The sequence below is a fragment of the Boudabousia marimammalium genome (genome assembly GCF_001936115.1).
Taxonomy (GTDB): domain Bacteria; phylum Actinomycetota; class Actinomycetes; order Actinomycetales; family Actinomycetaceae; genus Boudabousia; species Boudabousia marimammalium.
The window spans coordinates 325,717-338,132 of record NZ_MPDM01000002.1 but is presented as its reverse complement, the minus strand read 5'-3'; the positions used below and the strand labels follow the sequence as shown (position 1 = coordinate 338,132).

Annotated in this window: 10 protein-coding genes and 1 rRNA gene; 6 read left to right on the top strand and 5 right to left on the bottom strand. The window is 58.0% G+C overall.

Translation table 11 applies throughout. The features are described 5' to 3' along the window. Positions 1-3: 3 nt before the first annotated feature. Positions 4-121 (top strand): 5S ribosomal RNA (rrf, locus tag BM477_RS03040). Positions 122-323: 202 nt separating this feature from the next. Here the strand turns inward: rrf and BM477_RS03035 are convergent. Further along, the gene (locus BM477_RS03035) at positions 324-827 is read right to left on the bottom strand and encodes an aminoacyl-tRNA deacylase (protein WP_075361188.1); all 504 of its coding nucleotides are present in this window, start codon (positions 825-827) and stop codon (positions 324-326) included. Positions 828-907: 80 nt separating this feature from the next. Here BM477_RS03035 and rsmI point away from each other — a divergent pair, with 80 nt between their 5' ends. Next, positions 908-1,786: a 16S rRNA (cytidine(1402)-2'-O)-methyltransferase gene (gene rsmI, locus BM477_RS03030; protein WP_075361187.1), complete on the top strand. Its 879-nt coding sequence runs from the start codon at positions 908-910 to the stop codon at positions 1,784-1,786. A 53-nt stretch (positions 1,787-1,839) separates the two neighbouring features. Further along, the gene (gene metG, locus BM477_RS03025; protein WP_075361186.1) at positions 1,840-3,657 is read left to right on the top strand and encodes a methionine--tRNA ligase; all 1,818 of its coding nucleotides are present in this window, start codon (positions 1,840-1,842) and stop codon (positions 3,655-3,657) included. 74 nt (positions 3,658-3,731) lie between these two features. On the opposite strand, the gene BM477_RS08280 is transcribed toward metG, so the two are convergent. The 3 genes from BM477_RS08280 to BM477_RS03010 all read right to left on the bottom strand — a co-directional run bounded on the left by BM477_RS08280 (position 3,732) and on the right by BM477_RS03010 (position 6,552). Further along, positions 3,732-4,373: a rhodanese-like domain-containing protein gene (locus BM477_RS08280; protein ID WP_075361185.1), complete on the bottom strand. Its 642-nt coding sequence runs from the start codon at positions 4,371-4,373 to the stop codon at positions 3,732-3,734. A 91-nt stretch (positions 4,374-4,464) separates the two neighbouring features. Beyond that, a complete protein-coding gene (locus tag BM477_RS03015) occupies positions 4,465-5,001 on the bottom strand; it encodes a hypothetical protein (protein ID WP_075361184.1) in 537 nt (178 codons plus the stop codon). A 24-nt stretch (positions 5,002-5,025) separates the two neighbouring features. Beyond that, the gene (locus tag BM477_RS03010) at positions 5,026-6,552 is read right to left on the bottom strand and encodes a PspC domain-containing protein (RefSeq protein WP_075361183.1); all 1,527 of its coding nucleotides are present in this window, start codon (positions 6,550-6,552) and stop codon (positions 5,026-5,028) included. Between the two features lie 147 nt (positions 6,553-6,699). Here BM477_RS03010 and BM477_RS03005 point away from each other — a divergent pair, with 147 nt between their 5' ends. Next, the gene (locus BM477_RS03005; protein WP_084543670.1) at positions 6,700-8,067 is read left to right on the top strand and encodes an ATP-binding protein; all 1,368 of its coding nucleotides are present in this window, start codon (positions 6,700-6,702) and stop codon (positions 8,065-8,067) included. Then, on the top strand, positions 8,060-8,728 hold the full coding sequence (locus BM477_RS03000; protein WP_075361181.1) for a LuxR C-terminal-related transcriptional regulator: 669 nt from the start codon (positions 8,060-8,062) through the stop codon (positions 8,726-8,728). The genes BM477_RS03005 and BM477_RS03000 overlap by 8 nt, the downstream gene beginning before the upstream one ends. 50 nt (positions 8,729-8,778) lie before the next feature. On the opposite strand, the gene BM477_RS02995 is transcribed toward BM477_RS03000, so the two are convergent. Continuing rightward, complete coding sequence (locus tag BM477_RS02995) at positions 8,779-9,438, bottom strand: nucleoside/nucleotide kinase family protein (protein WP_143230183.1); 660 nt, start codon at positions 9,436-9,438, stop codon at positions 8,779-8,781. Between the two features lie 101 nt (positions 9,439-9,539). On the opposite strand from BM477_RS02995, the gene BM477_RS02990 reads away from it, so the two are divergent. Then, positions 9,540-12,326, top strand: coding sequence for a UvrD-helicase domain-containing protein (locus BM477_RS02990; protein WP_084543669.1), 2,787 nt, complete (start codon positions 9,540-9,542; stop codon positions 12,324-12,326). Positions 12,327-12,416: the final 90 nt, after the last annotated feature.

Below are 12,416 nucleotides of genomic sequence, written 5' to 3'. Positions count from 1 at the left end.
TTTTGTGGTGGTCATAGCGGCGGGGATACGCCCGGCTCCCTTTCCGAACCCGGAAGCTAAGCCCGCCAGCGCTGATGGTACTGCACTCGCTAGGGTGTGGGAGAGTAAGACGCCGCCACATTAAACATAAGAAAACAGTTTTTAGGGGATAAACACGAACAACACCGTGTTTATCCCCTAAAACAATTCCCCACAAAAACAAACACACAACATAACAAAAACCGTCGGGTATATATTGATCCCTATCCCGATGTGCCTTCCTCGGCGCACGGTATCAACGTAGCGGTTCTAACATGGCCAGCTTTGGTAACACTGGAGCCCTTTTAACCTTGCGTGATTTCAGCGAAAACCGCGCCCGTTAGCTCCCCAAAAAGCTCAGGGGCTAAACGTACAGAAACACCGCGCGCCCCAGCGGACACGACCATTTTCGGAAGCACGGCCGCTTCCTCGGCAACAAACACGCGTAAAGCAGTCTTCGAACCCAAAGCTGAAATGCCGCCCACCACGTAACCAGTCAGCCGCTGCGCCTTCGCCGGCTGCAACAAACGCGCATGCTTCGCCCCCGCCGCCTGCGCCAAACGCTTGAGCGACAAAGACGAATCCGCTGGAATCACCGCAAACACCGGATCCGCATGCTCCAAATCCACCACCAAAGTCTTAAACAAAGCAGCCGGATCAACCCCCAACTGCTCCACCGCATCCAAAGCAAAACCATGCGGCGAACCAGGATGCGACTCATACCGGAGCACCTCAAACTCCGCCCCCGCATCATGTAAAAACTGCAAGGCGGCAGTGCCTAACTGACTGTGCTTACTATGCTTAGACATACAGCCAGTTTAACTACCTGACACCGCGGTCACACGACAAGTTGTGTAGAATCGCAAATAAGGCAAGTATGGAGAAAAACATGGAAAACACCTCCCGCGAATCCGCCAGGGCGATCCCCGTGATCCCGGCCGGAACCATTATGCTAGCTGGCACCCCAATCGGGAACAGCGCCGACGCATCCCCCAGGCTACGCCAAGCCCTCGGCGAAGCAGACCTAGTCGCCGCCGAAGACACCCGCCGCGCCCTCGCCCTCGCGTCCCGGCTAGAGGTCCGGATCAACGGGCGGATCGTCTCCCTCCATGAACACAACGAAGCCGACCGCTCCGCTGAAATAATCAGCCACGCACACGACGGCTCGCGCATCCTCGTAATTTCCGACGCCGGTATGCCGACCATCTCCGACCCCGGCTACCGGCTCGCCCGCGCCGCCATTGACGACGGTGTCAAAGTCTCCGTCATCCCCGGACCCTCCGCCGTGCTGACCGCACTGGCGATCTCCGGCCTACCCACCGACAGATTCAGCTTCGAAGGATTCCTGCCCCGTAAAGACGGGCAACGCGCCACCATGCTGGAACAGCTGGCCAGCGAAGAACGCACCCTCGTCTTCTTCGACTCCCCCCGCAGAGTTCACGACTCCCTGATCGTGATGGCCCAACAATTCGGTGAGGACCGCCGCGCCGTAGTCTGCCGCGAACTCACCAAAACCCACGAAGAAGTCCTCCGCGGCACCCTCTCACAGCTGGTTGCCCAGACCGAAGGCGAAATGCTGGGGGAGATCTGCATCGTAGTGGAAGGCGCCACCGCCGTCAGCGGTGAACCAGAAGACCACATTAGAGACGTCCTCGCCCTCGTCGAAAGCGGAATGACCCTCAAAGAAGCCGCCGCCGAAATCGCTGCCGTCACGGGCCTGCGGAAAAACCAGCTGTACAAAGCAGTGCTGGAAGCTCGCGAACAGTAAAACCGCACCAATTGAGCGTGCATGGGCCGCGCCACGGCACTAAACTGTAACCCATGAGTCGTATACTTTCAGCAGTCGCCTGGCCCTACGCTAACGGGCCCCGTCATATTGGTCACGTCGCCGGATTCGGTGTCCCCTCAGATGTTTTCAGCCGCTACATGCGCATGGCTGGGCATGAGGTCCTCATGGTTTCCGGCACCGACGAGCACGGCACCCCCATCCTGGTGGCAGCCGACAAAGCCGGCATGACCGCGCGGCAGCTAGCTGACATCAACAACCGTCTCATCGTGGAAGACCTAGTGCAGCTGGGCCTGTCCTACGACCTGTTCACCCGCACCACCACCGGCAACCATTACCGGGTCGTGCAAGCCATGTTTGAGAAGGTCCGCGACAACGGCTACATGATTGTGCAGACCACACACGGCGCTATCTCACCCTCCACCGGGCGCACCCTGCCCGACCGTTACATCGAAGGCACCTGCCCAATCTGCGGCTATGCGAGCGCCCGCGGCGACCAGTGCGATAACTGCGGCAACCAGCTGGACCCCACCGACCTAATCAACCCCGTCTCCAAAATCAACGGTGAAACCCCCGAATTTGTGGAATCAGACCACTACTTCCTGGACCTTCCCGCCCTCGCTGGGGCGCTCTCTGAATGGCTGGATGACAGAGAAAAGTCCGGCACTTGGCGTCCCAACGTCATCAAGTTCAGTAAGAACTTCCTAGAAGAAATCCGCCCCCGCGCGATGAGCCGTGACATTGACTGGGGTATTCCCGTGCCCGGCTGGGAAGACCAGCCCTCGAAACGCCTATACGTATGGTTCGACGCGGTCGTCGGCTACCTGTCCGCCTCCGTCGAATGGGCCCGCCGCAGTGGTGACCCGGAAGCCTGGCGGAAATGGTGGAACGACCCCGAAGCCCTGTCCTACTACTTCATGGGTAAAGACAATATTGTCTTCCACTCACAGATCTGGCCGGCCGAACTGCTAGGATACAACGGCGCCGGCGACAAGGGCGGAGAGCCCGGCGATTTCGGCAAACTCAACCTGCCGACCGAAGTGGTCTCCTCCGAGTTCCTCACCATGGAAGGCAAAAAGTTCGCGTCCTCCCGCGGCATCGTGATTTACGTGCGCGACATGCTGTCCCGCTACCAGGCTGACGCTTTACGCTACTTCATTTCCGCTGCCGGACCGGAAAACTCTGACTCCGATTTCACCTGGGCAGAGTTCGTGCGCCGCACCAACTCTGAACTGGTGGCCGGCTGGGGTAACCTCGTAAACCGTACCGGCGCCATGATTGCGAAACGTTTCGGAGAAATCCCGCAGCCGGGCGAACTCCAAGAAATCGACCGGAACCTCCTCAACATGATTGAGGACGGTTTCGCTGAAGTTGGTGGGTTGATTGAGCAACACCGGCAGAAAGCCGCCCTGGCTGCCGCCATGAGACTGGTCGGTGAAGCTAACCGTTACGTGACCGACACGGAGCCTTTCAAGATGAAATCCGAAGACCAGATGGAACGTCTGGGAACCGTGCTCCATACTTTGGCGCAGGCGGTGGTGAACCTGAACATTTTGCTGTCCCCATTCTTACCTTTCGCGGCGAACCAAGTGGATGAGCTATTCGGCGGGAAGGGCGATGTCGCGCCCATGCCGCGGATTGAAGAAGTAATCGACCTTGACATTAAACGCGAAGACGGCTCCGACCTGGACTACCCGATCATTACCGGCGACTACACGAATGTGACGCCGTGGCAGCCACGTGAAATCGTGGTGGGAACCCCGGTTGCCAAGCCGAAGCCAATCTTCCAAAAACTCGATGAAGCAATCATTGCGGAAGAACTAGAACGCTACGGAATGACTCCCGAAGCCTAACAGCCTAAAACAGCAGGGAGGGGATGGCAAATACCGTCCCCTCCCTAATCAATTGTTGAAGATGAAGAAGATGCTTAACCTGCGAACTCCATCTTTCCGTCAAGTGCTTTCCACGCATTGGTTCCGCCCGCTACCACCAGCGGATTCCAACCGGCCTCAGTGAGAGCCTGGCCCGCCAAGGAAGCAAAACCGCCAGTATTGCAAAACAGCAAAACCGGCTCAGTTTTGGAGAACTGGGCTTTCAGCTGCTCCGCATCACCGGAGAACGGAAGATTAACCGCACCTGCTACATGGCCTGCCGCGTACTGTTCAGGGGAGCGCACATCGACTGCCGCAACCCCTTCAGCTAGTAGTTCCTGCGCTTTGAGGGCGCTCACATGGCGGGCAGTGTTGTGCTCCAGCATGGGGCCACCGCTGGCGCGCCACTCATCAGTGCCACCTTCTACGTTGTAAGCGTCGAAGCCGAGCTCTCGCAACTGCTTCACCGCCTGGGCGGAACGCCCACCCGATTTGCAGATCACCAAAATCTGGGCATCCGTATCGACAGCTTGCGGGAGCATTTTAAGTAGCGAATCTAGCGGCACATGAATCGCTCCTTTGGCGTGGTCTTCAGCGTATTCGGCGTCAGTACGAACGTCAATCAGTTGCGCGCCGCCAGGTACTCTGGCCTGCGCGTCAGCATTAGAGATAGTAGGAATTTGCGGTTCGGAAATCATTTGGGTTCCTCCCAGAAATAAAGATGCACCCCCATAGTGCCTCATTAAAATCAGTGTACTATGGGGGTGCTTTGACTACGGCCGGTTCCCACTATTTTTCGCTATGAGGCACCAGCGCCGCAATCAGGAGGAGCACCGCCAGGACCGTCGGCGCTCCGATGGCAATATACATCCAGTTCAGATGGATGCCTGTAACCACCAAGATTCCTAAGGTGGCCAGCATCGCCAGAATCACCGCTAAAATGATTCCGCCAATATTGACTCCCTTCGGGGCAGGCGCCGGCACCATTGGGTGCCCGAAGCCTGGCTGGCTGGGAGGCATTGTGGCCTGCGGGGCAGGGGTGGAGAACTGAGGCTGCTGTGGGTCATGCTGGGGTGGCAGCGGATCAGTGGTCGGCTCCGCGGGAGTGCTAAAAGCTGCGGGTTCCTCCGGCTCTTCCAAGACGGTGGTGTCTTGCGGCTCTTCCAGTTCTGCGGTATCTTCCGGATTCTCCAGTGCTGCGGTAGTTTCCGGGTCTTCCAAGATGGTGGTTACGGCTTCATCCTCGGCCTTTAGCTCTACGGTTTCGCCCTCCGGGGTGGAAACGAAAGTCACCTGATCTTCAGATAGTTTCTCTTGCTCAGTCATTGTCTTTTCCTTTGAATCTGTGGGCTAGTTGGAGGAGAACTCGGGGCTAGAGGGGGTGGCCTCTAAGGTTTGGGAACCCTGGGTTCTGCTCTGGTTCCGCTGGGGACGAGGGCGTTTCGTGGGCTGGTCGTCTGTATCCTCATATTCGTCATCGAAGTCATCCAAACTATCCTCATCTGAGGGGCTGACCCTGACAGAGCCAAAGCCTAAGTCAAGGGTCGCTTGGATCTTTGCGTTCTCATAGTCTTCGGTATTCGTGATGATTGCAGTAATGTCGGTTCCGGAAATCTTATGTGTTTTAATGTCGCCAATGCCTGTTGAACTTTCCACGAAACGGTAGCTAGTGGGCAGGTCCAACTTGATATCGCCGACACCTACAGTCACCCGGATTGTGGTGGGAATATTCTCTGGCGCAATCAGCTCAACATCTCCTCCATCGTGACTGTAATTCAGCTCCGATCCGGCTTCGTAGTCTCCGAAAAGGTGGTGCACTCGCTCTCCCATTTCCCAGCTAAGTGCGGGACGATCCCACCTTGGGAAACGATAGTAGATGTGTGCAGCGGCGACAGGGACGCTCAGCCCCAAAACGATTGCCATGATTGCCCCAACTCCTGCCATCCAACCTGAGCGGCGGCCCATAATGGAATGCAGCAAAATCGCGGCAGCCAAGACCAGAGTAATCGCGCACAGGGTGAAGAAGATAATGCGGTCTGGTGACTGGTGTCGCGTCACCAGATAGCTAGCTGGGATTGCCAGCAGCATCAAAGCCAACGTGATCAAAGAGAACCGGCGAGACGGTAGCGGGCGTTTGGGCGCTACCGGTTTCGGGGCGGCATAGGGCTGCTGCGGCTGGGGTTGTGATGCGGCAAAAGGCTGATGGTTTGGCGTGCCAGCATTAAAAGCGGATTGGGTGCCCATCGAATTTGCGGCTTCTGCGGGTGAAGTAGTGCCAGCAGCGGGTCCAGTCTGCGCTCCGGCCTGCGGTCCAGCGAATGGCATGGCTTGTGGGCCTGCTTGCGGTCCGGCGAATGGCATGGCCTGAGGGCCCGCCTGCGGCTGAGCCTGTGTTTGAGGTTGCCCCGAGTAACCTGGCTGCACGCCCGGCTTCGCCTTATACTCGCCAGCTATGAAGTAAATGAGGGCGGCAATCGCGGCGATTACCGCAACGGGAACAGCTAACGCAGTAATCAGTGGAACGTTCACCAGAGAAGCTGAGATATAGGAGCTGCCAATAAAAATGAAGAGCGCGCTCAGGAATAAGCCGCCGGTTAGGTTTCCCTTCACGGCCTGCTCCAAGACAATGGAGCCATCCCGGCCATGAGGCAACAACAGCCAAGCCAGACCATAGAGGCCAACTCCGATGCCGAAGAACAAGGTCAGGATAACGAATAAGATTCGAACTATGGTTCGGTCCCATCCCAGTTTGTAAGCGATACCGGAGCAGACGCCACCAAAGACGGACGGCTCAGCGCGGAACCAGCCGCTGTTGCGTAGAAGATTAAAGAATCCTGAGCCTGCTGGCTCAGCTGGAGAAGTGTAGTAATCGTTCATGTTTCCATCATGCCTGTGCTGACGCCAGAAAGAAATCGGGTAATTCCCTGATTTAACCCTGAAACGATCAGGGGGGTGGCACTGAGTTATCCCTGAAAGCATCCTCAGGGGGTGAATAATGTCCCGCCGAAGTGGCAGACTAGAACCATGACAATACCGCATCACCCCACGCCCGCATCGCAATGGGTACAGCCCGCCCCGCCGGAGCGCGCTCAGCCACCACTGGTGCGTAAACCTCAGCGAATTTTTCCCGCTGCTCCCACCGAGGTTCTCGGCGGAGTCTGCGCGGGACTGTCATACACCCTCAACCTGCCGGTTGGGCTGGTGCGATTCCTCATGATCTTGGCCTCCCTATTTGGGGTGGGCATCTTCTTCTATTTTGTCATGATACTGGTATTGCCTGTCGCTGGGGAAACCCCGGTCACCTTACCCTATCTGGGGGACTCTCAGGAACGAAGCACGTCAGCTACCGCCTACACCAAACCGCTGTTAGGAGCCGAGGAAGCGCCCTCGGCCACCCTCAATCGAGACCAGAACGTGCAAAGCGCTATCTCAGACCCGGCCCTGATGATGGGCGGGTCTGCGCTGGTTCTGCTGGGCATTGCCGGCTATGTGCTGTTCTCCGACTCTTCCTACCAGAGCACCGCGAAAACCTTCCTTGGTTTGCTCTGCCTAATGGTGGGATATGGTCTGGCTTGGTGGAACGTGGGTCGCCTCCACGTCAACTGGTGGATGTGCGGGCTGGGCGGGGCCTACGTGATTTTGGGTGCTGTGCCCCTTATCTTGAGCCGTTTAAGCCTGCTAAATCTGTTGGCTGGTTTCGCTATTGTCGCGGTGGTGCTGCTTCTACTGGGTATCATGCTGTTCCCGCTTTGGGTGAATCTGCGTAACTCCTTGCTTTCTTCCCAGCTGGAGCAGATTCGTAGCGATGAGCGGGCTGCCGTGGCGGCGCACCTGCATGATTCCGTGATGCAGACCCTCACCCTGATTCAATCCCATCCGGAGGATGCCGCCTACGTTGCGCGATTAGCGCGGCGGGAAGAACGGCAGCTACGCGCCTGGCTGTACCCGGAAAAGAAGGTGGCGGGGACCTCGGTCAAAGACCTAATTGAACGGGTCACCGCAGAGGTCGAAGACGCCTGTGAAGTCAATATTGAGACTGTGATTGTGGGCGACTATGATGCGGGGGAGCACGGGCAAATCATGGAGTCCCTAGTGCGGGAAGCCTGCATGAACGCTGCTAAACACGGAGCTGAACCCATCAGCGTCTATGTGGAATGCGGGCAGCAGTTCGAGGCGTTCGTGAAAGATCAAGGCCCGGGCTTTAGTTTGGATGAGCTGGAGCAGATTCCCACTGACCGGCACGGGGTGAGGGACTCCCTTCTGCGACGCGCCCAGCAGGTAGGCGGTAGCGTTAAAATCCGGCGACTACAGCAGGGCACTGAGGTTGCCATCACGGTGCCTTGGGCGATTGGCAATAACGGATCAACACAAGCAGGTGAAAGCAATGAGTAAACCGGAAAGCACTACTGTCCCACTCCGTTTAGTGGTGGTAGATGATCATCCGATGTTTCTGGCGGGTGTGCGCGGTGAGCTGGCGAAAATCCCAGAAATCGAGGTGGTTGCAGAAGCTACCGACGTGGACTCCGCCATCCGTGTGATTGCGCAAACCCAGCCGGACGTGGTTTTGCTGGACGTGCACCTTCCCGGTGGGAGAGGACGAGGGGGAGTGGACGTTGTCGCCGGCTCCACTGCGGTGGACACAAAGTTTCTCGCCCTGTCAGTCTCTGATGCCGCTGAGGATGTAGTAGCGGTGATTCGCGCCGGGGCGCGCGGCTACGTCACCAAATCTATTTCCACCCCTGATCTGGTGGACGCAATCCGCCGCGTCGCCGGTGGGGACGCTGCTTTCTCACCGCGTTTAGCGGGTTTCGTGCTGGATGCTTTCGGGGCTGCCACAGCGCCCGACACGGGAACAGAGCTAGACCGGCTCTCCAGTCGGGAACGCGAAGTCATGCGTTATATTGCGCGCGGATTCACCTATAAGGAAGTGGCTTCAGAACTATTCATCTCGGTGAAAACCGTGGAAACCCATGTGTCAGCGGTCTTACGCAAACTACAACTGTCAAACCGCAATGAGCTGGCCCGCTGGGCGGCAGATCGCCACATCATCTGACCGCCACATCAGCTGACCGGGCCGCCGCCGCAAAACTCTCAACCAAGTAGCTAAAGGTCAGTTTCTAAGCTGGCTGAAAAACACAAATCCGCTAGCTGCGCGGGATGATTCTGTTGCCAGTGCTGTTGCTCCTGAGACAGCCAGCCCTCCCAATGAGGTGCGAACATATCCCCATCGCGCCCTAGAGCGCGAGCCTTCCGGGTCGCCTCATCCATTTCAATCCAGATGCCAAAATCAGCTAGTGATATCGTTTCACGGGTGAGCGCGCCGCAACCTTCCACCAGCAGGGGCGCACCCGCTGGCAAAGTACGCCACTTCCCGGCCCTGTCGGCCGCCCAATCCCAACGCCAGTAACCGTATCCTGCCGCTTTGGAGGCAGTCTCAGCGGCGGCCGCCTCGCCACTGTCGGCCGTGTCAAAACTGGACAGCACCGACTTCGCCAGAATCTGCTGACCGGCGGCCAAACCCTCCCAGCCGGGATAAAAATCATCCATCTGCACCAGCTGGAGGCCAGCCCAACGCGGCCCCCTCGTCCTCGGCAATGCCGCCAACAAGGCCCGCGCCAAAGTGGACTTACCCGTGCCCGAAGGACCATCCAGTAAACAGACAGCGGCAGGCCTGCCCGGACGGGATTTCAGCGGTGCGGAACCCAAAAGATCCAGCAGCTCAGACCACTGCTGCGGAAGCAAAAAATCCACTGGACTGGACACGGCCCCTCCCTTCACGCTCTTGCCCGACCATGTTACCGCGGGGCGGAAGCTAGGCGGGTTACTTTGATAATGTCCCGGCGGACGGATAGGCTATAGCCATCATGCATGACCTGTTCAAAAACCTCGGCTCCTACGCGTCCCCTTCACCGTCAGCGGCGGCCGCTCTAGCTAACGCCGCCTACCAGCTAAATGACGAAGACTACCAGTGGGACTCTCCTGACAACCAGGCGGAAGCTAGGCGCCTACTGGAAGGGCTTAATCCACAACAGCTGGAGGCCGTCACCCATGCGGGAACGCCGCTGCTAGTCATCGCCGGCGCCGGCTCAGGTAAAACTAGGGTGCTGACGCACCGGATTGCGCATCTGCTGGCTACTAGGCGCGCTCGCCCGGGTGAAGTCCTCGCTATCACTTTCACGAACAAGGCGGCCGCGGAAATGCGTGAGCGCGTCGTCTCCTTGGTGGGGCCGGAAGCTCACCGCATGTGGGTGTCCACTTTCCACTCTGCCTGCGTGAGAATCCTGCGGGAAAATGCCGCTGCTGCTGGACTGAAATCCACCTTCACGATCTACGATCAGGCGGATGCGCAGCGCCTCATGGCGATGGTCGTCAAAGACGCAAACCTAGACCCTAAACGATTCAACCCGAAATCCTTCAGCTTCCGGGTGTCCAGCCTGAAAAATGAGCTCACTACCGCGGAACAATACGCTGAAACTGCCCCGAATGACCCGATCTCTCGGCAGCTGGCGCTTTGCTACCGGGAGTACCAGGACCGGCTGCTGCGCTCCAATGCGGTCGATTTTGATGACCTGATTATGCTGACTGTGCAGCTGCTGCAAAACCATCCGGCCATTGCGGAGCACTACCATCGCCGCTTCCGCCACATCCTGGTGGATGAGTATCAAGACACCAACCATGCGCAGTATGTGTTGGTGCGGGAACTAGTTGGGGTTGAGGGGGCCGAGGGCGTGCCGCCCGCTGAACTGACGGTAGTGGGAGACTCCGATCAGTCAATCTATGCTTTCCGGGGTGCCACTATCCGTAATATTGAGGAGTTCGAGGAAGACTACCCGAACGCTCAGATTGTGATGCTGGAGCAAAACTATCGCTCCACCCAGAACATTTTGACCGCCGCTAATGCGGTGATTTCGCTGAACTCTGGGCGCCGACCCAAGAAACTTTGGACCGCCCATGACGGCGGTGCCCCCGTCGTCACCGATGCCGCCGAATCTGATCGGGATGAAGCGAACTTCTTGGTGAAAGAAATCGATGCTCTGACTGCGGCCGGACAAAAATGGGGCGATATCGCGGTCTTCTACCGTACTAACGCGCAGTCGCGTGTGATTGAAGAAAGCTTTATCCGCAACGGCATCCCCTACCGGGTGATCGGCGGCACTAGGTTCTACGACCGGAAAGAAATCAAGGACGCCATCGCCTACCTGCACGTGATTGACAACCCTGCTGATACGGTGTCAATCCTGCGGATTTTGAACACTCCCCGGCGTGGCATCGGGGATAAAGCCCAAGCCATGATTTCAGCTTACGCTGACCGTTTCGGCCTTAGCCTAGGGGAGGCGCTAGCGAAACTTTGCCTGGACTCTAAGCATCCTTCAGACAGCATTAGGGAACAAATCAATCAGCAGTGGCCGCAACTATCCGCACTCCCTGAAGTTGATGGTATTTCCGCCCGGGCTGCCTCATCCGCGGCAAGTTTTTGGAACCTAATCATGCGGATGCGTGAGCTTCGTTCCGGCGGGGTCGCGAATTTGCTGGACAATGTTTTAGATGAATCCGGGTACATGGCGATGCTGCGCGCCTCCGATGATGTGCAAGATGCCTCACGGATTGAGAACCTAGCTGAACTCCATGCGGTTGCCTCCGAGTTCGATGCGGGTTTGGCGACGACGACCGTGGCCGCTCCAGCAGTTGGCGTCGCGGGCAGCGAAAGCGCTGTGAACGCGGGGAACCCGCGCCCTGAGGGGCCGCCGGCCAGCGTTCCCACGGCAGGGGGTGACGTAGCGGCCGCTGAGGAGAGCGGCTTAGCGCTCACCAGGGGAGAGCCCAGTATTTTAGCTGACTTCTTAGAACGGGTCGCGCTGGTCTCCGACACGGATCAGCTAGCTGGGGATGAAGCCGGTCAAGTCACTCTCATGACCGTGCACACCGCGAAGGGACTAGAGTTCCCAGTGGTATTCGTGACCGGTTTAGAAGATGGCACTTTCCCACACAGCCGCTCCCTTTCAGATACTGATGAGCTGGAAGAAGAAAGACGCCTCGCCTATGTGGCAATCACGCGGGCCCGTGAAAAGCTCTATTTGACTCGCGCCGCAGTGCGGGCCAGCTGGGGCAAAGTTCAAGATATGCCCGCTTCCCGCTTCCTCACCGACATTCCTGCGGAAGTACTAGAAGTTCGACGCGAACAAAGCTTCACTGAGCGCCTCCGTGCCGGAGATAGTTACGGCTCTGGCGGATACTCTGCAGGATACCCAGGCAGCTACCGTTCAGGTGGTTACAGTGCGGGCGGTTACAGGGGAGGCAGCTCAGGGCGCAGCTCCAGCTATGATGACGATGATTTTGGGCCGGCGATTGGCTCTGGTAAACCCAAAGTCAAGGTGCCTTCGCCCTCGTCACGTCCAGTGAAAGTAACCTCCATGGGGGCAACTGCGGCAGCCCGTGCAGCTAAGAAAGCGGCCGCGAACCGGTCCGCCGGAGCTGACCAGAAGTCCGCCCATGGTCTTGTCGTGGGGGATAGAGTCTCCCACCAGTCCTACGGAATGGGCACAATTATTGAGCTTTCTGGCGCGGGCCGCTCAGAAGTCGCCACCGTGGATTTCGGTGATGGAACGGTCAAACGCCTGATGCTGCGCTACGCTCAACTGGAGCGCCTCTAAGGTCACGCGGCGTTGCAAACTGGCGACGCCAAAACCTCAAGGTACGCTAAGAAAGACTAGGGTGCGCGCCTACGCGCCCAACTTGCTTTT